The 24009-nt window shown below is 46.0% G+C and carries 21 protein-coding genes and 3 tRNA genes; 9 read left to right on the top strand and 15 right to left on the bottom strand.

Annotation, left to right across the window (positions count from 1 at the left end; translation table 11 throughout):
* Positions 1-53 precede the first annotated feature (53 nt).
* The 5 genes from A1D16_RS08395 to A1D16_RS08375 all read right to left on the bottom strand — a co-directional run bounded on the left by A1D16_RS08395 (position 54) and on the right by A1D16_RS08375 (position 5150).
* Positions 54-2204 carry a response regulator gene (locus tag A1D16_RS08395; protein ID WP_290708912.1) on the bottom strand — a complete coding sequence of 717 codons (2151 nt, stop codon included), beginning with the start codon at positions 2202-2204 and terminating at the stop codon, positions 54-56.
* 48 nt (positions 2205-2252) lie between these two features.
* Positions 2253-2948 (bottom strand): LytTR family DNA-binding domain-containing protein, encoded by a 696-nt coding sequence (locus A1D16_RS08390; protein ID WP_290708911.1) that lies wholly within the window; start codon positions 2946-2948, stop codon positions 2253-2255.
* A 53-nt stretch (positions 2949-3001) separates the two neighbouring features.
* Positions 3002-3085, bottom strand: a tRNA-Leu gene (locus tag A1D16_RS08385).
* Positions 3086-3149: 64 nt separating this feature from the next.
* On the bottom strand, positions 3150-4316 hold the full coding sequence (locus tag A1D16_RS08380) for a HAMP domain-containing sensor histidine kinase (RefSeq protein ID WP_290708910.1): 1167 nt from the start codon (positions 4314-4316) through the stop codon (positions 3150-3152).
* 3 nt (positions 4317-4319) lie between these two features.
* Positions 4320-5150 carry a metallophosphoesterase gene (locus A1D16_RS08375; protein ID WP_290708909.1) on the bottom strand — a complete coding sequence of 277 codons (831 nt, stop codon included), beginning with the start codon at positions 5148-5150 and terminating at the stop codon, positions 4320-4322.
* 87 nt (positions 5151-5237) lie between these two features.
* Here A1D16_RS08375 and A1D16_RS08370 point away from each other — a divergent pair, with 87 nt between their 5' ends.
* From A1D16_RS08370 to A1D16_RS08355, 4 genes are all read left to right on the top strand, one after another.
* Positions 5238-6263 carry a glycosyltransferase family 2 protein gene (locus A1D16_RS08370; RefSeq protein ID WP_290708908.1) on the top strand — a complete coding sequence of 342 codons (1026 nt, stop codon included), beginning with the start codon at positions 5238-5240 and terminating at the stop codon, positions 6261-6263.
* A gap of 47 nt (positions 6264-6310) precedes the next feature.
* Positions 6311-6526, top strand: coding sequence for a hypothetical protein (locus A1D16_RS08365; RefSeq protein WP_290708907.1), 216 nt, complete (start codon positions 6311-6313; stop codon positions 6524-6526).
* 131 nt (positions 6527-6657) lie between these two features.
* Positions 6658-6733: transfer RNA gene (locus A1D16_RS08360), tRNA-Gly, on the top strand.
* Positions 6734-6790: 57 nt separating this feature from the next.
* Positions 6791-6877 (top strand) — tRNA-Leu (locus tag A1D16_RS08355).
* Positions 6878-6930: 53 nt separating this feature from the next.
* Here A1D16_RS08355 and A1D16_RS08350 read toward each other — a convergent pair.
* A complete protein-coding gene (locus tag A1D16_RS08350) occupies positions 6931-7551 on the bottom strand; it encodes an NAD(P)-binding domain-containing protein (RefSeq protein WP_290708906.1) in 621 nt (206 codons plus the stop codon).
* Between the two features lie 12 nt (positions 7552-7563).
* Positions 7564-8322 (bottom strand): type 1 glutamine amidotransferase domain-containing protein, encoded by a 759-nt coding sequence (locus A1D16_RS08345; protein WP_290708905.1) that lies wholly within the window; start codon positions 8320-8322, stop codon positions 7564-7566.
* 121 nt (positions 8323-8443) lie between these two features.
* Between A1D16_RS08345 and A1D16_RS08340 the strand changes: the two genes are divergently transcribed.
* On the top strand, positions 8444-8797 hold the full coding sequence (locus tag A1D16_RS08340; RefSeq protein WP_290708904.1) for a helix-turn-helix domain-containing protein: 354 nt from the start codon (positions 8444-8446) through the stop codon (positions 8795-8797).
* Positions 8798-8985: 188 nt separating this feature from the next.
* Positions 8986-10551 carry a glycoside hydrolase family 32 protein gene (locus tag A1D16_RS08335; protein ID WP_290708903.1) on the top strand — a complete coding sequence of 522 codons (1566 nt, stop codon included), beginning with the start codon at positions 8986-8988 and terminating at the stop codon, positions 10549-10551.
* An 8-nt stretch (positions 10552-10559) separates the two neighbouring features.
* On the opposite strand, the gene A1D16_RS08330 is transcribed toward A1D16_RS08335, so the two are convergent.
* Positions 10560-12698: an outer membrane beta-barrel protein gene (locus A1D16_RS08330; RefSeq protein WP_290708902.1), complete on the bottom strand. Its 2139-nt coding sequence runs from the start codon at positions 12696-12698 to the stop codon at positions 10560-10562.
* A 186-nt stretch (positions 12699-12884) separates the two neighbouring features.
* On the opposite strand from A1D16_RS08330, the gene A1D16_RS08325 reads away from it, so the two are divergent.
* Together A1D16_RS08325 and A1D16_RS08320 are read left to right on the top strand one after the other, a co-directional pair.
* Positions 12885-13934 carry a sensor histidine kinase gene (locus A1D16_RS08325; protein WP_290708901.1) on the top strand — a complete coding sequence of 350 codons (1050 nt, stop codon included), beginning with the start codon at positions 12885-12887 and terminating at the stop codon, positions 13932-13934.
* Positions 13931-14656, top strand: coding sequence for a LytTR family DNA-binding domain-containing protein (locus A1D16_RS08320; protein ID WP_290708900.1), 726 nt, complete (start codon positions 13931-13933; stop codon positions 14654-14656). Before A1D16_RS08325 ends, A1D16_RS08320 begins: the two co-directional genes overlap by 4 nt.
* Before the next feature lie 4 nt (positions 14657-14660).
* Here the strand turns inward: A1D16_RS08320 and A1D16_RS08315 are convergent, their stop codons facing one another.
* The 7 genes from A1D16_RS08315 to A1D16_RS08285 all read right to left on the bottom strand — a co-directional run bounded on the left by A1D16_RS08315 (position 14661) and on the right by A1D16_RS08285 (position 23498).
* Positions 14661-15824, bottom strand: a complete 1164-nt coding sequence (locus tag A1D16_RS08315; RefSeq protein WP_290708899.1) for an alkaline phosphatase — start codon at positions 15822-15824, stop codon at positions 14661-14663.
* A 5-nt stretch (positions 15825-15829) separates the two neighbouring features.
* A complete protein-coding gene (locus tag A1D16_RS08310; protein ID WP_290708898.1) occupies positions 15830-16891 on the bottom strand; it encodes a LamG domain-containing protein in 1062 nt (353 codons plus the stop codon).
* An 11-nt stretch (positions 16892-16902) separates the two neighbouring features.
* Positions 16903-18474: a RagB/SusD family nutrient uptake outer membrane protein gene (locus tag A1D16_RS08305; RefSeq protein WP_290708897.1), complete on the bottom strand. Its 1572-nt coding sequence runs from the start codon at positions 18472-18474 to the stop codon at positions 16903-16905.
* 11 nt (positions 18475-18485) lie between these two features.
* Positions 18486-21572: a TonB-dependent receptor gene (locus tag A1D16_RS08300; protein ID WP_290708896.1), complete on the bottom strand. Its 3087-nt coding sequence runs from the start codon at positions 21570-21572 to the stop codon at positions 18486-18488.
* 280 nt (positions 21573-21852) lie between these two features.
* Positions 21853-22440 (bottom strand): trehalase family glycosidase, encoded by a 588-nt coding sequence (locus A1D16_RS08295; protein ID WP_290708895.1) that lies wholly within the window; start codon positions 22438-22440, stop codon positions 21853-21855.
* 15 nt (positions 22441-22455) lie between these two features.
* Positions 22456-22770 carry a hypothetical protein gene (locus A1D16_RS08290; protein ID WP_290708894.1) on the bottom strand — a complete coding sequence of 105 codons (315 nt, stop codon included), beginning with the start codon at positions 22768-22770 and terminating at the stop codon, positions 22456-22458.
* Positions 22771-22820: 50 nt separating this feature from the next.
* Positions 22821-23498, bottom strand: a complete 678-nt coding sequence (locus A1D16_RS08285; protein ID WP_290708893.1) for a hypothetical protein — start codon at positions 23496-23498, stop codon at positions 22821-22823.
* A 180-nt stretch (positions 23499-23678) separates the two neighbouring features.
* On the opposite strand from A1D16_RS08285, the gene A1D16_RS08280 reads away from it, so the two are divergent.
* Positions 23679-24009 (top strand): VCBS repeat-containing protein (locus tag A1D16_RS08280; RefSeq protein WP_290708892.1); only part of this gene is annotated, 331 nt, incomplete at its 3' end.

Genomic DNA, 24009 nt, shown 5'->3' with positions numbered 1-24009 from the left:
GGGGTGACGGCGGCTTTAGCTCTACGGGCAAAATGAATCGGCGAAATCCATTTTCAGGCCGGTGGCCGGATGGTTGCGTAAAATTGCCTGGCTTCTTTTAGAGCATGCTCGCAAATGTTTACTATATCGCCATATGCTGCCCTGAATTTTTCTTCTGTTAACTGGTCTGTTTCCAGTGTGTCAAGGGATGGTTGCAATTGTTCATTTATGCCCATTACCGAAACCGTGGTTTTCATGGAATGTGCCAATTGGCGCAGATCCGAAACGCTATTTTCATTCCAGTATTGTTCCAGTAATTGCAGGTTACCGGGAATCGTATCAATAAATAAACGCGTCACAGTTTGCTCATAATCCAGGTTTCCGTTGCTTACTTCCCGCATGTAAGAAAGATTGATACAGGAATAAGAGGCAGAATAGGAGGGTTCAAGAAGTATAAATTTTTCCAGTGTCTTAAGCAGTTCCTGCTCCCGGACCGGTTTAGACAAATAATCGTTCATGCCATAACCCAGGCATTTTTCCCGTTCACCGGCCATCGCATGCGCCGTAAGAGCAATAATGGGAATGTCTAAATGAAGCCGCTTCCTGATTTCCTGTGTAGTTGCATAGCCGTCCATTTCAGGCATTTGAATATCCATCAGAATAAGCGTATAAGATTTTTCCCGAAGCAATTCAAGCGCCTGCTTCCCGTTTTTTGCAAGGTCAAAGAGAAATTCGTTATTGCTGAGCAGTTGACTGATCAGGTGTTGGTTGATTTCATTGTCCTCGACCACCAACAGCCGGCTGTTTTTTTGCTGGTTGAGCGGAGTGGGGTTTGGCAAGGGTGGGGGTACAGGCTTTTCGATAGGTTTATGAACGGCTGTTTTATAAGGGATTTCCACCCTGAATAGGCTGCCAGCCCCCGGCTGACTTTCTACGTCTATTGTACCTGACTGAAGAGATACCAGTTCTTTAACAATGGCGAGTCCAAGTCCGGTGCCGCCGAATTTTCTGGTGGTCGTATCTTCCGCCTGTCGGAAGCGGTCAAAAATTGCGGGTAAGGTTTTGGCATCCATACCAATGCCGGTATCCTTGATTGTAAACCTAAGCAGCGTCCTGGCATCGTTTTGAACCACTTGGCTAACCGTTAGCCGAACAGATCCCTGGTGGGTGAATTTAATGCCGTTTCCGACGAGGTTCACCAGTATTTGTGTAAGCCGGGTGGGATCCCCCTCCAGCAATTCTGGGATAGATGGATCTGTTTCAATTACCAGAGCAAGCTGTTTTTCTTCTGCTTTATGCTTTAGTAATTGTTCAACCGAATGAACCAGCTTCCTGATGTCAAACACCACGGCTTCTATCCGCAACATGCCCGCTTCAATCTTAGATAAATCCAGTATGTCATTGATTATAGTGAGTAGGTTTTCACCGGATTTTTTGATCGTCGCCACATATTTTTTTGCTTCCGTATCCAGTGGTTTTTGTTGCAGTAAATCGGTAAATCCCAGGACCGCATTCATGGGGGTGCGGATTTCGTGGCTCATGTTTGCCATAAAATTTTCCTTGATCCTGGCTGATTGCTTCACTTTTTTCTCTGAGATATTCAATTGGCGGATCAGTAAGATCTGGCGGCGTATAATACTTATGATATACCAGAATAAGATAGCTCCACTTACCAGTACCAGAACAATCAGGGTTTGGCTGAACTGTTGGGCTTTTTGTCCGCTTTTGTCAATTAACTGGGTTGCCTCATCCAGGTGATCTTTCCGGCTGCTGTCGAATTTATTAACCGTTTCCAGGATGGCAGCGGTCAGCTCTTTGCCGGCTGGCTCATTCAGTAGTTTGGCGGCTGCTGGTTTGCCTGCTGCTACCAGGGTATCGATCAATTGCCTGTTCCATTTAATTTTTTGCTGAACCAGGCTACTAAGTTCTGCCGAATAATTTTGAAGGCTTAACTGCTTTTCCATCTCTTCAACGGCAATTTCTAAATCCTGCACCTGAACCGGATCTTTGCCTGCTAGGGCATCCCTGATCTGGTATTCTGTAGAAATGATGCGTTTTTGCAGTTCGTTTAGCTGTGTACTGATATTGAATTCCTGCATCAGTTGCTCATTGGCAGTAATAAGCCGGTTTATATTTTTGGAGCTGTTGTATTCAATGTAAACCAACAGCAGGGTGCCTGCAATGAAAGCGGAGAGAATGAGAATGGTAATTTTCCTGCCCTGCATAGTGGCAATTAATTAGGCAATTAAAGTTCGGGATTTCAAGGGGTGATTTCAAAGAATATTCAGGCGTCTATTCAGCTCGGCCCTATAGGTATCTGCTACCGGTACTGTTTTTCCCTGTACAATTAGAAGGCCGTCCTGGATGGTATCTATTTTATGCAATGCAACCAGGTAGGAGCGGTGTACCCGCAGAAACCTGGAAGAGGGTAGCCTGTCTTCCACTGATTTTAGGGTGGTGTGAATGGCATAGAATTTTTGCGCTGTATGGATTTTAACATAATCGCCCATTGCTTCGGCAAATAGAATATCGTCGAGTTTTAAACGACGTACGATGGCGGAATCCCTGATGAAAACAAATTCTTCCTCATTGCTCTTGAACTGTTCTTTTTTGCTTTGAAGAAGTTCGCCTGCTTTGCTGATCGCCTGCAGGAAACGCGCCGGATTAACCGGTTTAACAATATAGTCGGCTACATTTAATTCAAAGGCTTCGGCTGCGTATTCTTTCTTTGAAGTGGTAAAAATGATCAGTGACTGGCTGTTTCGGATGGCCTGGGTTAGTTCAATACCCGACATGCCAGGCATCTCTATATCCAGAAGAATCAGGTCGACGGGTTTTTCTTGTAGCAGGTTATAGGCGTCCATTGCATTGGAACATTCCCCCACTACCTGAATTTCTTTAACCTGGCTGGCCAATTGTTTCATGGTAGCGCGGGCAATTGCGTTATCATCCACAATAAGTGTTTTCATGGAAGAAAGGTAAAACTAAAAAAGGTTGCAAGTAGTTACTTACAACCTTTTAGTGCCCAGGACTGGATTCGAACCAGCACGCCGTTTCCAGCACCACCACCTCAAGGTGGCTTGTCTACCAGTTTCAACACCTGGGCTCGCTTTTGAAGCGGCTGCAAATGTAAGGATTTCGGGGAATTGCGGCCAAGAAATCGGTCTATTTTATTTGCGCAAGCTTCGTTCCCGGGGTAAAACGATCCGAAACGTGGTGCCCTTACCCGGTTCAGAGCTTTTTACAAAAAGTTCTCCCTGGTGGTATTGTTCGATGATGCGTTTGGAAAGCGACAGGCCCAAACCCCAACCCCGTTTTTTTGTGGTGAAACCCGGATCAAATACGCGGGAGAGATGCGTGGCCGGAATACCTTTTCCGGTATCGCTTACGTCGATGCATACTTGTTTTTCATGTTCTTGTAGTTGCACGCTTATTTGTCCCTCGCCTTCCATGGCATCCAGGGCATTCTTCAGGAGGTTTTCCATCACCCAGTCGAACAGGGTAGCCGAAAGAGGAATAATCAGGCTTCCGGCCTCCGGTAACTGGATGTCGAAACGGATTTTCCCGGAAGCGCGCCGTTTAATATAATCGAGCATGGCATCTACCTGGCTCACCAGATCTGTAGGCTCAAGCTGTGGAATGCTGCCAATTTTACTGAATCGGTCGCTTACCAGTTTTAAGCGGTTTACGTCTTTTTCCAGCTCCTTTGTTATGCTTTCCTGTCCGCCGCTTTCTTTCAGCATTTCCACCCAGCCCTGTAGAGAAGAAAGAGGAGTACCAAGCTGGTGGGCAGTTTCTTTGGCCATGCCTGCCCATAACTGGTTTTGGGTAGATCGGTGCCGGGTATTCAACAGCAATATCAGCAGGGTAATTAGCAGGCCCACAATAACCAACTGAATCAGGGGATAGTATTTCACTTCTTTAAGCAGCCGGGTATTGCCATAGTAATATTTATTGGCCAGGTACGGATCCTGGCTAAGCACCAGTACAAAGGGATCGTTATGGCGTTTAAACTCGCGCAGTTTGCCGGGCAGGTAACTGGGGTTAAGCCGCGCCTCGCTGCTGTCGAGATTTATATAACTGACAATGCTGTCCAGTTCATTGGTTTCAATTATTGGTATATTGGTCTGTTCATTTCGAATCATATTTGGCAGGGTCAGCGGCATATCCGGATTGTCGAATATAGCTTTGCTGGCATTGACCCAGAGCTCAACCTTATCGCGTTCTTCCTGCGCAATTTTATTAGCCAGGTAACGAGAATAAAATATAGTGCCGATTACAATGGAAAGTGCCAGTAATGCCAGCCAGCTGCGCCAATTAGTGAGTACCGAAAGCATAGGTTAGAGTGAATTAAAAATAGTGAGTTCGGCCATTTTTTCGACAGGGCTCATCATATAGGTCAGCAGGCTATTATCGGGTAGTAGTTCAACTACCCGGAATCCCCGGTATCCTACGCCCCAGCTTCCGCCAAAATGCCCGTCGAATAAAAAGGGGATAGCGCCAAATAGTTTCACCCCGTCTTCCTGGTGATCGTGCCCGTTGAAAGCTGCTCGGATATTTTTGTAGTTTTTCAGCAACTGTTGAAAATCCTTGGCGTCTACCGCATGATCGGTCCACTTTACCGGGGTGATATGAAAAAAAAGAAAAATATTTTTTGCGCTACTGTATTTTTTGAGCTGGGTGTCAAACCAGGCGGTATCGGGCGAAAGATAGTTCCCTTTTTCATCGGAGGTGGTGCCGAGCAGCAGCACCGTATCTCCCAGTTCAACGGCTTGATTTACCTCCTGTTTCCATACCTCCTTCCAACGGGCATCGCTTACCCGGTCATGATTGCCCTTGGTTACATAAAGCGGGGTGGAAATGGCTTGAAGTGCTTTTGCAGAAGCTTCCAGTAAAGCCGGGTTGTCGTGGATCAGGTCACCATTGGCTACCGTAAATTGCAGGGGAAATTGCTGGTGAAAGGTATTGATAGCCTTGCAGATGGTAGAATAATATTCGTCGAAGGGGGTATTTGGTTGGCCATAATGCCCATCGGAGGTTATGGCAAACCGAAACCGGTTAGGGGTTTGCGGTGGAAGGAAGCCTCCTGCCTGAAGTGGTTTTATTGCGCCATTAGCCAGAAGCAGGAAGGCGGAGCAGGAGAAATCCCGAAGAAATTTTCTTCGTTGCATAGGTGATGTTTGGAGATTGAAAGCTAACTAATTAAGCTGAATAGTTTTGAACCTGTATTTTTGCCCACTAAATTAATTTTCAAGCCCTTGCAACCACTTGTTTCAGTAGTTATCCTGAATTGGAATGGCCGGAAGCACCTGGAAAATTTTCTTCCTTCTGTGCAGGAGCATGCCTGTGCCGGTATGGAACTGGTGGTGGCGGATAATGCGTCTACTGATGATTCGGTGCATTGGCTGGAGACAAATTATCCAAACGTTCGGGTAATTCGGCTCGAAAAAAATTTCGGTTTTGCCAAGGGGTATAACGAGGCGCTTAAGCAGGTGGATGCGCGGTACTATGTGTTGCTGAACAGTGATGTGGAAGTTACTGCTAACTGGTTGCAGCCCATTATATCACTGATGGAAGCAAACCCTGGAATTGGTGCAGCACAGCCGAAGATCAAGATGTACCATAATAAGGAGCTTTTTGAGTATGCCGGTGCTGCGGGCGGATGGCTCGATTCGCTGGGTTATCCGTTTGCAAGGGGCAGGGTTTTTGATTTTTGCGAGGAAGACCAGGGGCAGTACGACGATACGGCTGATGTATTTTGGGCCAGTGGCGCCGCGCTGGTGGTGCAGGCAGGCCTCTACCATCGCTTAGGTGGATTGGATGAATTCTTTTTTGCGCACCAGGAAGAAATTGATTTCTGCTGGCGAATGCAGTTAGCGGGTTACCGGGTGGTTGTTTGCCCCGGTAGTGAAGTGTATCATGTGGGGGGAGGCACCCTGCCTAAAGGAAACGAGTGGAAGGTGTTTTTGAATTTCAGGAATAACCTCATTATGCTGGCGAAAAACCTGCCCTGGTATGCGCTGATCTGGAAAATACCGTTTCGGTTCCTGTTGGATGCAGTATCGGCCTGGAAAAGTTTGTTTGAGGGACAGGCAATTTATTTCAAAGCAATACTGGAAGCACATATTGGTTTTATGGGTTGGGTATTGCTACGGCACCGGCGTTCGGTATTTCCGATTAGTAGAAAAGGTAGCCTGAGAGGTTGGTACAAGGGGTCGGTGGTATGGGCGCATTTTATCCGCGGTCGTCGATATTTTTCAGAAATAGTAGGTAGGAAAGCATGATTTTTTAGGTTGAACCGTTATTTTTGCACTGCATTTAAATAAACGATATGGCTCATAATCAGGCACATGAATTAGAAAATCCGCTGGAAAAAGATTTTAAACACAATTGGGTGAATTCTTCCAGTTTCCTGTTTTATCTCCAGGTATTTTGTATTCTGGCTTTTGTTTTAGGGGGATGTTTTGGCTTGTATTCTAACCGTTACAAAGGAAAGGGTAAGGTTACAGTGCCTGAAAGCACGCAGTACACACCGAAATACAAATAAATTTCGGAGAAAAATTTGGCAGAAAGATTTGAGTCCTTATCTTTGCCATCCCAATTGAAAAACAGCTCTTTAGATACACTATCTGGTCATTTTTTTAAGGTTCAATTGGAAGCCAGTCAGATAGTTTTTTTGCGGAAGTAGCTCATTTGGTAGAGCACGACCTTGCCAAGGTCGGGGTGGCCGGTTCGAGCCCGGTCTTCCGCTCCAAAAGATTCCAAACCCACCGTTTGGAATTTTTTTTTGGTTGAATTTTTAAACCAGGATGCCCGGGTGGTGGAACTGGTAGACACGCAGGACTTAAAATCCTGTTCGCCGAAAAAGCGAGTACGGGTTCGATTCCCGTCCCGGGCACAAAAGCCGGTTCAGCTGACTGAACCGGCTTTTTTATTTCTATTCATTACCGCCTACCGTCTTAGCAACTTAAACGCAATATGGCGGCCATGCCCCTGAATGATGGCCAGGTTAATCCAGGAAGCTGCAAGTTTCTCCAATAGGTCTACCTTATCTGATTTTCCAAAATCAATACAGGAACCAAAACCTGCATCCAAAGCTAACTGACGGGCTGTTCCTTTAGCCTGTTCATTACTGCCAGCCATAAACATATCAATCCGTTCTCCGTTGTAGAGGGGGTTCAGCATATTCTCATAACCGGTAGAGTTGAAACATTTTACAATGGCCGCCCCCGTCTTTTCTTCCAACAGCTGAAAAACAGTGGCGGGCGATTTTTCCGAAACAGGCGTCAGCGAATTGGTGGCATCAATAATTATTTTTCCGGTAAGATCTCCCATCTTTGTAAGTATCTCCGCAATGGCCGTCGGTGGTATAGCTATCAATAATACCTCCGATTCCTGGGTTGCTTTTTCAATTGACGTAAAATATTGATGGCCGATCTTATCCATCAATAACCGGCTTTTTTCACTGGCTGGATACTGTATCCCTATTAATACAGAATGACCCGCTTTTATCCATTGCTGCGCCAAGGCGCCCCCCACATTTCCCGCCCCAATTATTCCTATACTTAACATGCAGAACAAATTTTATTGATTCAATAGGTTTACCACCAGCTCTGCAGCAGCTGCACCCGAATTTTGTTGCTGGCCGGTAACGAGGTTTCCATCCTGTATTGCATACGCGCAGAAAGGCTCGGCAACCCTGAATTGGGTGTCAGCTATTTTTTGGGCTTCTGTTTCAATCCGGTAGGGTTGAATCCTTATCCCAACCGCCCGATCTGCCATATCTTCTTCTGCATCCGAGAAGCCTGTCCAGGTTTTTCCTGCCACCAATAATTCACCGGACGTTTTCCGGGCTTCCAGTAATAATGCAGTAGCATGGCAAACAGCAGCGCTGGGCTTACCTGCTTCATAAAAAGACACAAATAAGCTTTCCAGTTCGGTGTTGCCCCGGAATGTATACATGGGCCCCTGTCCACCTACCAAAAAAATAGCCTGGTAATCCGCGCTGTTCACCTCTGTTAGTTTTTTTGTTTTCTCCAGCATCGCGGTGAAGGCGGCTTGCTGCATATAACCCAGGGAAAGAATATCATGTGCTGAATACCCGCTGGCATCGACAGGGTTGGAATACGCATCCATTTCAATTTTGCCGCCTTCTGTAGACACGAGTTCTACTTCATACCCTGCTTCCTGGAACACTTGTAAAGGATGGGTTAATTCGGCAGCCCAGAAACCGATTGGCCATTGCGTTTGCTTACTGACTGCTGGTGAACTGGCCACCATCAGAATTTTACCCTTACTGGGAGCGCCGTGAAAATGCACGTATTTTTTTAGTTCTTTTTGCATACTCGGTGAATTAATTTTCTATTGCAAACATGCATACTATAGCTACCTTCACCATGTATACAACCAAAAAGTTTGCTACTAACTTTTTGGTAAGTATAATTTACCCCAGATTTTTACTGCTATGCCGGATTTCAATTACAAAGGAAAAATCTATTACAATCCTGTTCAATTAGTAATGGAGCAGATCGGGGGAGCCTGGAAAGCGCCTATACTATGGCGGCTGAAAGACAAAACCATGCGCTTTGGTGAGTTACGCAAAGACATACCGCATATTTCAGATAAAATGCTTACTGCGCAATTGAAAGAGTTAGAGGAAGACGGTTATATTAACAGGAAGGTTTACGCCGTGGTACCCCCTAAAACAGAATACAGTTTAACCCAACAGGGAGAAAGGATCATCGAACTAATTACCACTATTCGCAACTATGGCTTGCAGATGATTAGGGAAGAACAACAGAAAAATGATGTTTCCTGATTTTTTCCAGTATACCGGCTCACCTGACTGCATCAATTGGCTGCTCATTTTTACCCGGGGTAGTTCGGGGCAGTTGGTATAGGATACTGTAGTTGTTTTATTTATTCAGCAGTTTGATCGTTACAGAATTCTTTGCCGGTATACTTTACCTGGGCGATTCTCCATGTTAAAAATTTAACCATTCAGTAATGAAAAGAAGAAATTTTCTGCGGGCAACTGGTGTATTCCCTTTTTTTACCGGGGAATTCATACAAGCGTTATCGAAAAATGGAAAAGAAGAAACCGACCCGGTCAGCCTGCAGCCTATACCTGCACCAGCGGCGGAGCGCCCTTTTTTTTACAAACCGGAAAATGCCTGGGCGGCTGATTTTATTCCCTTCTTTGCGGAAGGTAAGTTTCAACTTTTTTATTTGCTCGACTGGCGCGATGCGGAAAAATATGGAGAAGGAACCCCCTGGTATCGGTTATCAACTACCGATTTTGTACACTTTACAGAGCACGGAGAAGTCATTCCCAGGGGTGGTAAAGAGGAGCAGGATCTGTACATTTTTACAGGTTGCGCTATTAAAGGGCCCGATCAGCAATACCATATTTTTTATACCGGCCATAACCACCACCTGGCGGAAAAAGACAAGCCCATGCAAGGTGTTATGCATGCTGTTAGCCCGGATCTGCAACATTGGAAAAAAATTCCTGAACACGTGTTTTTTGCCCCGGCTAAGGGCTATGAAAAACACGACTGGCGCGATCCCTTTGTGTTTTTCAACGAAGAAACCGGTGAATACAATATGCTGCTTGCCGCGCGCTTTACTGAAGGAATTTCCCGCCGCCGCGGACTCACCGCCCTCTGTAGTTCAAAAGACCTGATAAAATGGGAGGTAAAACAACCCTTTTATGCCCCTAATCAATATTTTACCCACGAGTGCCCGGATCTTTTCCGGATAGGGGATTGGTGGTACCTGGTTTTTTCTGAATTTACAGAACAGGTGGCTACCCGTTACAGGATGAGTCGGTCACTCAAAGGGCCCTGGTTAACACCCGTGCAAGATACGTTTGACGGACATGCATTTTATGCTGCAAAAACTGCATCTGATGGCCGCCATAGGTATATTTTTGGCTGGAATCCTACCCGTAGTGAAAATAAAGACAATGGGGGCTGGAACTGGGGCGGCAACCTGGTGGTACACCAGTTAAAACAGGAAGCAGACGGGCGTTTGACGGTACAGGTGCCTGCCTCCGTACCTGCTGCTTTTTCTCAACCGGTGGTACCTGAATTTCGTAACGCTGCCGGGAAAATGATCGGTAGTAAGCAGGTGGATCTAAAAGCTGCCGGCCGTTTCGAGGTGGTTTCAGGGGGTAAAATGCCTTCAACCTGCCGAATTAAAACGACCGTACAATTCAAGCAGGGAACCCGCGATTTTGGGGTATCACTTCGTTGCAGCGATGATTTTGAGAAGTCCTATTATATCCGGTTGGAACCTTCCAGGAGCCGGCTGGTGTTTGATATGTGGCCAAGACCGGTGAATGAAGTGTATCAGCAGGTGGAACTGGAGCGTATGATCGCTTTACCCGCCACCACTCCGGTTACCATAGAACTGTTTATGGACGGTACCATGGGGGTTGTTTACGTTAACAATACCGTAGCAATGAATTTCAGGGCCTATGATCTTAAAGAAGGAAATTGGGGCTTCTTCGTCAACGACGGAGAAGCCCGTTTCAGTGCAGTTGAACTTTCTGTACTGCCCTCTGTTTAACCCGCTTTTTATAAACGATTCCGTTCTTCGCCTGCCTGTTCAAGATTCCGGCTCTTCTTAGGGATTGATTTTTTGCCGAACGACCAGGTGAAGGCCAGTCCAAAACGTTGTGAATCGGCGTACAGACGCTGATCTATGGCAAGTTGTTCGAGGCCGAAGGATCGGTTTCGATACACCCAACTGCGAAATATATCTTCAACAGATAAGCGGATACTGCCTTTTGACTTCAGTATTTTTTTCTGAATACTGCCATAACACTCGAAAATGGATTTGGTAAAGGATTGTACATTGATATCCCTGCTGTTATAACTGCCGCCAAATTCGGCCTGCCAGGTTTCGCTAAAATTGAAATCGTTCCGCAGGTTAATACGCATCATCAGGGCGCCGGCATCAATGGTGGGATGTCCATCTTTACCTTCCAGCCACGCGTATAAAACCCTTATGGAAGTTTGCAGGTTCCACCATTTATTGATACGCTGTGTAACCTGGTTATTCAGAATAAACATTTGACCAAGCGCTACATTTTCATTCCGGCGAATTACCACAGAGTCCTGTACCCTCGCAACCGGGAATATAACGCCCTTGAATCTACTGTAGGCAAAGGCAGTTTGCAACCATTGCTTCCGCATGAATTTAATTTCATAGCGGTCCATGATTTGCGGTTGTAAAAACGGATTACCCTGGTTGTAATTGTATCTGTCGTCATACAATATATACGGATTCATGAGGTAATAATTGGGTCGGTTTATGCGCCTGTTTGCCATTAATACAAGGTTGTTATGGCCAGCGCTGTCGAGTTGATAACTCAGGTGAAGGGTAGGGAATAGTTTCAGGTAATCCATACGAAAACGTTCCACTTCACCAACACCGCCCGAGGTTGATTTGCCAAACCCGTTATTATTGGTGTATTCAGCCCGCAATCCCAGCTGAACACCCAATCGTTTCCATTTTTGTTGTCCGGATATGTAGCCAGCCTGGATCGTTTCTTCGAAATCGAAGGGAAAGCTTTCTTTTTCACCCCAACCAGGTTGTGAGGTATTTACCGGCGTGTAGTCATATCGGTTAGTACTTCTCACGTAGCTCGCTTTATAGCCTGCTTCCAGTTTAGCTTTTTTCCCAAGGGGATGGATATAGTCTGTATTGAAGGTGAGTACCTTCATATTGGTAGGCAGGTAAAGGTTGAAATCATTCATTTCCTGATCCTGTTTGGAGTTGTATAACATGTAGTTGAATTCGCCGGATAATTCGCGACCGGCAGCGTCCAGTTTAGTGAGGATATTCATATTCAGGGCCAGGTTCCGGCGTTGCTGCTGTTGCCTGAATGTAGCAGGGATTTTATCCAGTTGGAAATCAATCCGGTCATTATTGGTTCCGTAATTGTAACGTGCCAGCATGCCAAGCGTGGTTTTTGCATTCAGCGTATAGTCGACGCCTGATTGTATGCCGTAGGTCTTCCGCTTAAAAATAGTTTTGTTTTCAAGTAACTGAACGATTTCGGGCTGCAGGTCTTCATTCTGGTAGGTCCGTTCGGAACGATCTCTGGTAAAACTGGTTTCCGTATTATAACCGAGGTTATTATACCAGCGCAGGCGGGGTGTATAGTAGGTAAGATTGAGCCCCTGGTTGGAGCGCGGATAATTTCCCTGGCTGTATCCGCTCGACAGTTGGCCATTAATGCCCATAATCGACGAGCGTTTTAACTGCAGGTTTATAAGGGCAGAGCCGCTGGCATCATAACGGGCCGGCGGATTTTCTATCAGTTCAATTTTATCAATGGATGATCCAGGTAAACTTCTGAGGTAAGCCGCCAGGTCCGGCGCCGATAGATAGGTGGGGCGGCCATTAATGAGCACCTGAACGCCTGAGCGGCCGTTCAGCGATAAAACACTGTTCTGGTCGACCGTTACGCCCGGCGTTTTTCCCAGTACCTCCAGGGCATTGCTGGTAGCTGCGCTTATCATGGCATCCACATTAACTATCGTGCGGTCAATAGCATGGGTGAGCAGTGGTTTACGATGTGTTACGATTACTTCTTTAAGCAGGGTGTCTTTTTTCATGATCGTGTCCTGGGCAGGAAGCGGATCGGGTGTTTGCGCTGCCAGCGCAACCGGAAAAAATAAAACGGGGATAAGGTATTGTTTTTTCATGCCACAAAAATTCTTCAGTGGGAGAGGGTAGAAAAATAAAAGGGTTGTATCTTATGGTTTTCGTGTCAAATAGCAGGTTTAAACGGACGAACCGTTTCGTCCGTTTAAAAACGGGGTTCGACCAGATAATGCACTGCTTGAACATAAAAATGAGGTGGAGAGCAGGGCGGTATTCATCTTTGTGCAATGAGTAAAGAGCCAGTACATACGGAACAGAAACGTTTTTTTGGAAGATGGCAGAACCTGGTGATTGCATTTATCCTGGGTATTCCGCTTTGGATCATTGCCAATACATTTACAGAGCAGTGGAATTTGCCCGAAGATGAGTCCATGGCTACCGCGCTGGTTATTTTATTTATGCTCGCCATGTTTTCGGGGCGTTACCTCGCTATTACCTGGCAACATAAAGCACATCCGCAGCTTCAAACTGTTTTTGTACTGCTGATGGTACTGATTGCGGCACCTACAATTACGGTATTTATTTTACTCGACTTTCCATCGCCCTCACTTAGAGGAATAAAAATGGTGCTCTTGCTGATCAGTTTTATTCTAATAGGTGTCAGTAGCGGCATGCTTATTAAATTCATCCGTACTTACCAGGAAAAACAACTGCGCGATGCCAGGTTTTCAGCCAACAAGAGCCAGGCAGAATTAAGCGCACTACAGGCACAATTAAGCCCTCATTTTCTGTTTAATACCCTCAATAATTTATACGGGCTTTCCATTGCACAGCCAGATAAACTGCCAGCCCTGCTGTTGAAATTGTCGGATTTGCTGCGGTATTCCGTATACGGCGCAAAAGAACTGATTGTTCCCCTGCACGAAGAGCTGGCTTATATTCAGCATTATATCGATTTTGAACGGATCCGGATGGATGACCGGCTCCTGCTGCACTGTAGCCTGGAACAGGGGAAATCATCTACCCTGGGGGTGGCGCCCCTGCTTTTTATTGTGTTGGTGGAAAATGCTTTCAAACATGCCCGCAATACCAGTTTAAACAAAATTTTTATCGATGTTCGGCTAACGCTGCAGCCGGAAGAACTTGTGTTTTTTGTAGAAAATTCCTGTGCTGAAAAGGAATTGAATACCAGCCTGGTGAATCGAAACAGTGGCTTTGGTTTGGAAAACCTCAAAGAACGACTGAATTTTATATATCCGGCCCACCATATTTTAACGGTACAACGGTTTAATGGCCGTTTCAGGGCAGAGTTACGTTTAAAAATCAATGCAGTATGAAGTCATTGAATTGTATGATTGTGGATGATGAACCTATAGCCCGGGCAATCCTTGTGCGCTATTGCCAGCAGTTGCCGTATATCAACGTGGTAGCTGAGGCTGGCAATGCTCTGGAAGCAAAGAGTTTTTTACAAAACCAGGAAAAAAGCATTGATCTTATTTTTCTGGATATCAATATGCCGGTGCTCGACGGGTTGTCCTTTCTTAAAACACTGCGTTATCCCCCGGATGTGATCTTTACCACTGCTTACCGTGAGTATGCGTTGGATGCATTTGATCTATCGGCGGCTGATTACTTGCTGAAGCCTATTTCGTTGGAACGTTTTCTGGTGGCGGTAGATAAAGTGCTTGCCAAAAGAAACAGTAGCGAGCCGGTGGAGCCAGCTACTGCTGCTTCGGCATCTGTGCAGGAAGCCTATCTTTTCATAAAAGCAGATGGTAAAATTTTCCGGGTCTTATTTGATGAAATTCTCTATGCTGAGGCAAGTGGTAATTATACCCGCATTGAAATGATGACACAGACCCTGTTGCCGGGCATTAGTTTTTCTGCTTTTGAAGAACAATTGCCCGGTACACAGTTTATAAGGGTACATCGCTCCTTCCTGATCAATAAAGCAAAGATCAGCCATATCGAAGGCAACCGCGTATTTATCGGGGAAAAGGAAATTCCGATCGGGCAGCATTACAAAGAAGAGTTTTTGCAAAAATTGGGGATGCTTTAATAGTTTATTTCAGTTTTAGAAGCGCAGAAATCTTGTTAAAGAGCGCTGTGTTTTCATATATACCGGTGAAGTTTTCGGCCCCGGGACCCCAGGCGTATACTGGTACCATAACGCCAGAGTGTCCGCCTGTGGAAAACTTTCCGCTTACCCGGCCTGTAGTGAGCTCACCGTCGAGCAGGGTAAGTCCCCCGGTTTCGTGATCAGCTGTAACAATTACCAGGGTTTCTCCATCTGCGGCAGCCCATTTCAATACCCGGCCAATTGTTTGGTCAAAATCAAGCACTTCTTCTACCACACCCGGCAGGTTATTCATATGGCCCATATCATCAATGCGGGATCCTTCCAGTAGGGCAAAAAAGCCCTTTTGCTGCGCTTTTAAAAGGTTGAGGGTATGAATGGATGCCTCCTGGAAAACAGGGCCGCGTTTGGGCGCTGTTTCAAGTTGCCCGTTTTCTACCACGGCAAATATTTTGCTTTGCCGTGAATTCAGAAAATCGGCCGTGGAGCTTAACACTTCATAGCCTTTATCCGTCAACTCCTGCAATAGGTTGCGTTGGTCTTTCCGGCGGTTAAAATAGCGTCGGCCACCACCAAAGAGGATATCTACCTGGCTTTCCAGGAAATCAGTGGCAATTTCTTCTTCTTCTTCCCGATCAATATTATTAGCCGCAAATGAAGCCGGTGTGGCATCAGTTAAGGAACAGGCTACTACAATGCCGGTTGCAAGGCCTTTTTGGCGGGCGATGTCTGTAAGGGTCGCCAGGTCGCGGCCGGCGGTATCCACCCCCACTGCATGGTAAATTGTTTTTTGTCCGGATGCCATGGCTGTTGCACCTGCTCCCGAATCAGTAATCAGTTTATTGGCAGCGGTTGTTTTGGATAAACCGGTATGGGTAAACTGTTCAAGGTATAATTGTCCCCGGTTGGCAATCCAGGCTGCCGAAACCTGGGAAAGTCCCATTCCATCTCCGATCATCAGTATCACATTTTTAACCCGCTTTTTCTTAACGCTGCTGCGGGTTACGCCTGTTATTTGTTGAACCGGATAAGGAACCTGCAGTGTGTACTGCAGGTTATCCTTTACCGGTTGCTCCGTCTGTGCTATTAATGCAGCCGGAGAACATATACTACTAATTGCTACTAAAACGCTTATTCGAAAAGAACGCATGGAACTTATTTGGTGCTGTTATAAATGGCTGCTACTTCTGCATCCGACAATGCTTTTTCATAGAAAACCACACTGCTGAATTTGGAACCCAGGCGATCGCCGTAGGAGCCCGTTCCATCCTGGTTGATTTTGACTGTATTTCCGTTATTGATATCCATAGGAATAGCGGGGCCGGTTGCTGTCAGTACGCCATCAATGAAAATTGACAAACTGCTGCTGCGATTAAACACAACGGTTACAAAATGCCAGTCGTTGCCTACCATTCCGCCACTGGTTTCGCGCACATCGTTTTTTAAACCGGCGCCATCGCAGGTAACCACCCGCAAGCGGCCATTGAGCCAGGCTATCACCCATCCTTTGTTGTTGGAACTATTCCAGTCCTGCGTACCCATGATGGCCGGATCACTGATATCGTGGTTTGATTGAATCCAGAAACTCACCGAAAAGTTTTTATTAGTGCCGAATTGCAATAAGGGCGAATCTTCGATACTCAGGTAGGAAGCTACGCCGGGTTTAAAGGTGGCCACCACGCCTCTTTTAGCGTCTTCAGAAAAGCCCTGGATGTTTACGTCAGTTGTTTTAAGTTCAACTGTGGCGCCATCAGCTTTCGCAACATTAACAATGGATGGAATTTCACTGATTACATTAAATGTGTAGGATTTCATGGAGGGGTAGCTGAATCCATCTTTGCCCGCGTCTTTAAAATATACGTGAAAGAACAGCGATGCGCGCTGGCCAAAAGGAATATTCAGGTCAGCTACCGGAACCGAAAAATTAGCCGTAGTGCCACCGGTGTTAAGTGTGGTAAGCACGGTTTGAGTGATGGAGTTTACTATGTCGATCTTGTCTATTTCCAGGGAAGATTCAATATTGATCTCCACTTCGTCATCTTTCCTGTAATAATCGCTGAACGCATTGCTTTTGGTTTCGCCGGTTTTTGGATCGGTGTGATTGAACCTGAGTTCAAGACCCAGTAAACGGCCATCCGGTTTAGACGATTCGTCTTTAGAGCAGGCACCGGCTAATACCAGTACGCCCAATAATAAACTTGTTATGATTTGTTTCATGGTTGGCTGATTTAGTACCCAAGATTTTGTTTCAGGTTCTGGCTTTTGGCAATTTCATTGTTGGGGATCGGGAATACATGATGTACCGATGGATTAAAATTGCGGGCAGGCCATACCACAATCTCTTCCAGGTTGGCTACGGTAGTGCCGGCCAGTGTTACTTTGTATCCGTGAAGTGGTTTGGAATAGGCAGCTTGTGCATCGCCCCAGCGTACCAGGTCAAGGTGACGGAACACGCCAAATTCCAATACAAATTCGCAACGACGTTCGTTTTTCAGATCTTCTTTGGTAGCATTGGTTTTGGGGTCGAGCCCGGCGCGTTCTCTAACGAGGTTAAGCGGGGCATCTCCGTTACGCCCCAGCCATATCAGGGCTTCCGCTTTCATCAGCAGTACATCTGCATAACGAACCAGGGGAATATTCAGATCGGTGGTACCATTGTCACTATTCGGATTTACCGTATTGCCCACCGCATCCGCTTCGCGGAATGGAGCCAGGTATTTAGAGATGGTCATGGCAGTGGGGCTTGAAACAGAAGATGGATTAACTGCCCATATAAGCTGGTTACCAACAAAGGAGAGGGTGTCTCCAGGAATAGCAATACTTGCTTTTCTTCGGGTATCGCCTGGTTCAAATGCCTTCAGCAGTTCAACCGTGGGTTGGAAATAGCCCCAGGTATTATAAATGCCAAAGCCACCATTCTGGAAAATTACCCCGGGTAATTTGGAGCCGTCAATTTCTGTGCTGGTAGCGCTCATAATGTATTCTGAACTCCAGTTATGATCAATCTCAAAAACATCTTTGTAGTTGGGCACCAGGCTGTGCTTGCCGGAGTTGATTACACGGTCGGTATATTCAATTACTTTTTCATAATAAGAGTTGTCGTACTGCGCTGCATACAGTGCAGCTCTTGCCATCAGCGACCAGGCAGCGGTTTTATGCATAAGTCCCTTTTCCGCTTCCGGGATTTCATCAAACCAGGGCAGCAGGTCGGCTGCTTTGTTAAGGTCTTCAATGATCAGGGCATAATTCTCCAGTACAGAAGCGGGGCGTGGTACATCGATCTGGTCAATGGTAGTTGTTTCGGTCACAATCGGAATACCTCCATTAGGACCGTTATCGCCGTACCAGGGTGCCAGCCACAGGTAAGCAAAGCCCCGCATAAAATACGCATGTCCCAATACGCTGTTACGTACTCTTTCAGAAAGTTTGGTAGCACCTGGTGCAGAACGTATCAGGTTATTGGCATAGTTGATGGTTTGGTACATCTGTGGCCAGTTCTCCCGAACATCGCGGCTGCTCGATCCTTCATCCAGAAAGTTTTTGATATTCTGCGCTTCTGCCTGGGTACGGCCTGTTACAAAATTGTCGCTGCAGTTCTCGTACCACATGAAACCTCTTCCCAGTGTGCCCTCCCGGTACTGCCAGTAGAATAGGGAATATACCGCTTGCATGGCCTGGGGGTCAGTAAGGTTATTGAGTTCCGATGGCTGCCCATAAGGTTGCAGTTCCAGGAATTTTTTACAGGAGCTCAGGCTGCCTGCCAGTATGAAAAACGCTATTGCAATAATTTTTGTCTTCATCTTCGGGAGTTTTAAAATGATACATTCATACCAACACTAAACATTCTGGATACCGGGAACCGACCGCCGTCGATACCCAGGTTACCCACTTCAGGATCAAATCCTTTATAGCTGGTAATGGTGAAAAGGTTTTCGGCATTGGCATAAATCCGAACGCTGGAGTTTTTCAGGAAAGCAGCTTTTTGCATCACTGCGCCCGGAAGGGTGTAGGCCAGGTGAAGATTTTTCAGGCGCATATAATCGGCCTTATCCAGGAAATAACTGGATACTTTCGAATAGTTGCCATTCGGATCTTCTACTACCGCCAGGCGGGGAATATTGGAATTGGGATTGTAGTTATAGGAGTTCAGGATATCCGTACTCATATTCCATCCTTTGGAACCCGTATAGGTCATCGCTTTTACCCCGTTGAATACTTTTACGCCGGCCACGCCCTGGAAAAACAGGGAAAGGCTGAATCCTTTCCAATTGGCGCCGATATTGAAACCGTAATTGAAATCGGGCATATCATAAGAACCCATGTACTGGCGATCGCCGTCATTGATGGTGCCGTCGTTGTTGAAATCGCGGAACTTCAGATCGCCTGGTTTGGCATTGGGCTGAATTAGTTTGGTTTCCCCGGCCGTATTTACAAAAGTGTATTCGTCGATCTCCTTCTGGCTGCGGAAAATTCCCATAGATTCGATCAGGAAGAAAGAATGCCAGGGCATACCTACCGTAGAGCGAAGCGGGTTCATGGAGTTTACACCATCGCCGTGTGCAATAAAGGCTGTAGGTCCAAGGTTCAGTACCTTGTTTTTATAGGTGCCTATATTACCACCCATATTGAAATCAACAGATCCGATTTTGCGGGTATAATTCAAGGTGAATTCCCAACCTTTGTTTTCTACTTGTCCGATATTGAATTCAGGAGGAGAAGCAACACCCGCTACTGAAGGAGTAGGCATAGCTTCGATCAGGTCCTTGGTTTTTTTAACAAAATAATCGGCAGAGGCGGTCAGTGAATTATTAAACAGGCTGATATCAACACCTATATTGATTTGTTCGGTTCTTTCCCATTTAAGATTTGGGTTGGGAATCGTAGGCTGGAAGATACCAAATGCCTGGTTGCTGCCATCTGATCCAAGAAAGAGCGGCCACCCGGTAACCTGGTAGGGGGGAGCATAAATAAACCGGCGAACAGAGTTGATATTACCTACCTGTCCCCAGCTTGCCCGAACTTTCAGCAGGCTGATTTTATCAAAACGCTGCATGAATTTTTCAGACGAAATTTTCCAGGAGGCAGAAGCTGCAGGAAACACATCTGAATTATTATTCGGGCTTAATTTGGAAGAAGCATCGCGCCGAATGCTACCTGAAATAAAGTAACGGTTATCATAAGAATAAGACAGGCGACCCAATACCGAAACAGCATTTTCTTCCCAGATATCTTCTGTGGGTCGAATAGACCAGTCGGTACCATTGTTGAATATGGTTTGATAGGGATCTTCAAAAGCATACCCTCTTACTTCTGCCCAATTGTAGCGAGATTTACGCTGGTTCATCAGGAAACCGCCCATAACTGCCACATCATGTACCGAGTTGAAGGTTTTGTTATAGGACAGGATATTATCCCAGTTCCAGTAAGTATATAGATTATTGGAGATGGCGCGGTAGTTCTGGTCGATTGTACGGCCGGGTTCCAGGAATCTCATCTGGAAGGATTCATTCCGGTAATTGCTGATGTCTGCGGAAAATTCGGACCGGAACATGAGGCCGGGTAGTGGTTTCAGACGCAGTGATGTTTTGGAGAAAAGTTTGTTCGATGGGTTGTTCTGAATAACTTTTTCCAGCATGGCAACCGGGTTGCGAAGATCTGCTTCTACACTGAAGCCTTCGGCTAATGCCCAGCGGGGCACGGTTCCGCCGTACAATAATTCTCCATCCGGACCATATTCCCGAACCGTGCTGAACCTTGGGTAGGCCATGGCGCCGAAAATGGTTCCGGTATGCCCGCTGCCTACGGCACTTTGTCCTTTCTGGAAATCAAATAAAATATGCTGTCCAACTTCAATCCATTTGGCCAGGTTGAAATCCACATTTAACCGGGAGGTTAATTTTTTATTATAGGTATTGATAAGGGTTCCTTCCACATCGTCGTAGCTCACTGATGCAAGTGCTTTGATGGCACTGGTACCGCCGCGCAGGGTAAGGTCATAGTGCTGTAGTTTTCCTACCCGGAATATTTCATCCACCCAATCTGTGCGGGTAACATTTCCATACGGAAAGCTTATCGGATCATAGGTTTTTGGAACAGCCCTGCCGGCGGCTTCGGAAGCATCTTTCCAAACCGTGTTAAACTGTTCGGCCGTTAGTACTTTGGGCGTACGCCAGGCCTGTTGCGTACCATTCCACACATTTGCTTCCACGCTCATTTTGCCTGATTTAGCTTGTTTAGTGGTAATCAGTACAACGCCACCCGAGCCTGCAAAGGCGCCGTAGATAGCAGCAGAAGAAGCGTCTTTCAACACCGTAATTGTTTCAATATCGGCCGGGTTATAGGGTGCGCCCGGAACACCATCTACTACAATCAGAACCCCGTCTCCGTTCCGGTTTCCTTTACCCCTGATGCTGATAGAACCGGTAGAGGTAGGATCTCCGCTTTGTGTAATGTTTACACCCGGCATCTGGCCCTGCAGGATATTTCCCAGGGTAGCCGGACGGCCTTTGAAATTGTCCGTCACTTTTACGGTGGATACAGCGCCTAATAAATCCTGTTTACGGGATGTGGTATACCCGATTACCACTACTTCGTCATAGCTGGAACCCGAAGGATCGAGGCTAATGTTCAGCGTGGTTAAATTGCCAATGGTTTTTTCTACCGTACTCATGCCTACGGCAGAGAAGATCAGGGTTTGTGACCCGGCCGGAACGGTTATAGAATAGGTTCCATCATCGTTGGAGACGGTTCCGACCGAACTGCCTTTCACCATAATGGAAACGCCGGATAATGCACTTCCGTCTTTGTTGGAAGTAACAGTACCGGTAATCTTCTGCTGGGCACTTGCGGCTATGGCAAGCCCTAACAGGAATAGCATAATGCCTGCGAATTTTTTCATACCAGTTGGTTTCGTTTAATGAATATGTAGGGTTAAAAAAAGATGGTGATGAAGGATGGAAATGATTTGTTTATAAACAGTTTGTTTAGCGGTGTTGAACCTAAAGATAACTTCCGGTTAAACTTACCGACCCTTTTTTTGCGTATAATAAACTTCAAAATGCGGAGATTAAAACGTTTTTAATCTGCATAAATCAAGTGCTGTAACGGTGGTGTATAAACGTAAAAAAGCCGGTGCTGAACTGGTCAGCACCGGCTGGAGAAACTGGTTTTTTAGCTGGTTAAATTTTATTTGTACCAGGTTTTATATCAAATGTATCACTGCCTCCGGCCCAACTTAGTTTTAGTTTTAGCGGCAGGTTAGCTTGTATAGTCAGCGAAGGTTTTTGTTTTTCATTGGTTCTTGCAGCAGCCTGCAAAGAAAGGATGCCCTCTTTTCCGATCGGGTAACGATCAACACCATGTTCTTCCAATACGCGTACATCCCAGTTAATGGTATTGGTTTGTATACTTGATCTAATACCAAAGATGCCTTCCAATAGAATTGATATGGGCACCAGGCCTGTCCAGCCAATGAAATCAGGGCGGGCTAACAGGCCCGGAGCCGTTGTTTCAGGGGCATAATATTCCCAGAAAGTACCCGTATCCTTAAATACCTGCAACACCTGCTGGTGGTGCTTTTTGGCCAGTTCAAAGGCCTGTTGGTGAAAATTATTATGCCGCAGGCCGGCAATTACCATATAATTGGTAGGGGCCCATACACCTCCCTGCCAATACCTGCCATCGGGCTGGTATTTTTCATGATTGGCAGGCATGGAAGGGATCGGATGTTTACGCGCAAAGGTTTGCGGATCATTCAGGTGCGCCACAAATTTTTTTCCAGTTCATCCGGCTCCAAAATATCTGCCCAAAGGTGCCCAATACGCACCAATGGATTTAAAATCACCAATTGAGCCATCTGCATAGCGGTCGTACAGAAAATTGGTTTTGGGATCCCAGAGTTTTTCCCTGATGTATTTTTTGAGCGATTTTGTTTCTGATTCAATGTCCTCAATTTCCTGCCAGCGCTCTACATAAAAACCAAATTCCACCAGAATTTTTCCGATATAGAGTTGTTGCAAACAGGTATCCAGCCAGGTCATATGCCCGTGTGAAAAGATCGGGTTGTATTCTTTAGGAACCCGGGGCTGATTGTCCATTCCTGTACCCCAACCACTCGACCAGTAGGAACCATCCTGCCAGGTTCTGTTTAGCCGCAGCCACTGGTAGTAGGCGCATAATACCGGGAAAATCTTGTGCAGGCGGGGCAGGTCACCGAATTGACGATAGTATTCCATCGCTCACTCCAGGGAATGAGGTTAGGGCCGGTACTGGTGGGGTCATACCGATGGAAACAATCCTTACCGGTTAGCCCCCATATTTCCCGGCAGATAAAACCATCGGGGTGTTGTTTGCCGTAAAAATTATCCAGTGTCTGTTGAAAAGGGTAGGCCCTGGAACCATACCGGGCAAACATGGTAATAAAGGTGGAATCCCACATGAATATATTGCCATTGTAGGCTGTGTCGATATAAGAGGCAATAAATCCTGATTTGGGCGCAGGGTCTTTGATGTTTCGGAAGGCAATTTCCCAGGCTTTCCAATACATGTCCAAGGCAGCCTGGTTCCCTTTCCAGGTAGGAAGGGGCAGTATTTCCCTGGCCTGTGCAAAAGAAGGCGCCGCTACCAGGGTGGGTTTGGCATTACGAAATTCATTCTCCGTTACGAAAATGTTTTTTACATAGGTATTCTTAAAATCATTTTGCAGATCAATATCGTTGTCTGTTTGTGCCGGCGTTTTTTCTCCGGCCAATAAACCCGGAACCGGAACCGCAGCGGAACCTGCCAGTAAAAATGAATTCCGTAAAAATTTTCTTCTTGAATCCATGCGCAGTCATTTTGAGAAATGTACCAATAAATTAGCAATAAGCGTGTTCGAAATTTAAAATTAACCTCGGGCCAAAACAATGGGTTCTGAAATTGCGTATAATAATCTTCAAAATGCGTAATTGCCCATGCAGGCAAGTTGCTTTTGATTAACTTGGTAAGCAGTAATTATTCTGCTTTTATGAAGTTTCCCGGTTATTTAACTGCGATTTTGATACTGCTTGCCGCCTGTTCGGAACAACCCAAAAAAACAACCCTTTTTGAACGGTTACCTGCATCCCATACAGGCATTGATTTTGAAAATGTATTGACCGAAGACGAACGCCTGAATATTCTGAGTTTTGAATATTTCTACAATGGAGCTGGTGTTGGAGTAGGAGACTTTAACAACGATTCGCTGCCAGACCTGTTTTTTTCGTCCAATATGGGAGGATCGCGGATCTACCTTAACAAAGGTGGAATGCGCTTTGAAGACATTACCGATTCTTCGGGTATTGATACCCGTGGTAAAT

This window comes from Flavihumibacter sp. CACIAM 22H1, from assembly GCF_001601815.1.
Lineage (GTDB): Bacteria > Bacteroidota > Bacteroidia > Chitinophagales > Chitinophagaceae > Flavihumibacter.
Note: the sequence above shows the minus strand (reverse complement) of the source record. Positions and strands in the feature narration are given on the sequence as shown.

Bases quoted from the DNA above. Each gene is read 5' to 3' on its own strand.
- A1D16_RS08395 (WP_290708912.1), bottom strand. From the start codon at position 2,204: ATGCAGGGCAGGAAAATTACCATTCTCATTCTCTCCGCTTTCATTGCA.
- A1D16_RS08390 (WP_290708911.1), bottom strand. From the start codon at position 2,948: ATGAAAACACTTATTGTGGATGATAACGCAATTGCCCGCGCTACCATG.
- A1D16_RS08310 (WP_290708898.1), bottom strand. From the start codon at position 16,891: ATGAAACAAATCATAACAAGTTTATTATTGGGCGTACTGGTATTAGCC.
- A1D16_RS08290 (WP_290708894.1), bottom strand. From the start codon at position 22,770: ATGGACAATCAGCCCCGGGTTCCTAAAGAATACAACCCGATCTTTTCA.
- A1D16_RS08285 (WP_290708893.1), bottom strand. From the start codon at position 23,498: ATGGATTCAAGAAGAAAATTTTTACGGAATTCATTTTTACTGGCAGGT.
- A1D16_RS08340 (WP_290708904.1), top strand. From the start codon at position 8,444: ATGCCGGATTTCAATTACAAAGGAAAAATCTATTACAATCCTGTTCAA.
- A1D16_RS08315 (WP_290708899.1), bottom strand. From the start codon at position 15,824: ATGCGTTCTTTTCGAATAAGCGTTTTAGTAGCAATTAGTAGTATATGT.
- A1D16_RS08330 (WP_290708902.1), bottom strand. From the start codon at position 12,698: ATGAAAAAACAATACCTTATCCCCGTTTTATTTTTTCCGGTTGCGCTG.
- A1D16_RS08325 (WP_290708901.1), top strand. From the start codon at position 12,885: ATGAGTAAAGAGCCAGTACATACGGAACAGAAACGTTTTTTTGGAAGA.
- A1D16_RS08335 (WP_290708903.1), top strand. From the start codon at position 8,986: ATGAAAAGAAGAAATTTTCTGCGGGCAACTGGTGTATTCCCTTTTTTT.
- A1D16_RS08345 (WP_290708905.1), bottom strand. From the start codon at position 8,322: ATGCAAAAAGAACTAAAAAAATACGTGCATTTTCACGGCGCTCCCAGT.
- A1D16_RS08305 (WP_290708897.1), bottom strand. From the start codon at position 18,474: ATGAAGACAAAAATTATTGCAATAGCGTTTTTCATACTGGCAGGCAGC.
- A1D16_RS08350 (WP_290708906.1), bottom strand. From the start codon at position 7,551: ATGTTAAGTATAGGAATAATTGGGGCGGGAAATGTGGGGGGCGCCTTG.
- A1D16_RS08380 (WP_290708910.1), bottom strand. From the start codon at position 4,316: ATGCTTTCGGTACTCACTAATTGGCGCAGCTGGCTGGCATTACTGGCA.
- A1D16_RS08365 (WP_290708907.1), top strand. From the start codon at position 6,311: ATGGCTCATAATCAGGCACATGAATTAGAAAATCCGCTGGAAAAAGAT.
- A1D16_RS08320 (WP_290708900.1), top strand. From the start codon at position 13,931: ATGAAGTCATTGAATTGTATGATTGTGGATGATGAACCTATAGCCCGG.
- A1D16_RS08375 (WP_290708909.1), bottom strand. From the start codon at position 5,150: ATGCAACGAAGAAAATTTCTTCGGGATTTCTCCTGCTCCGCCTTCCTG.
- A1D16_RS08300 (WP_290708896.1), bottom strand. From the start codon at position 21,572: ATGAAAAAATTCGCAGGCATTATGCTATTCCTGTTAGGGCTTGCCATA.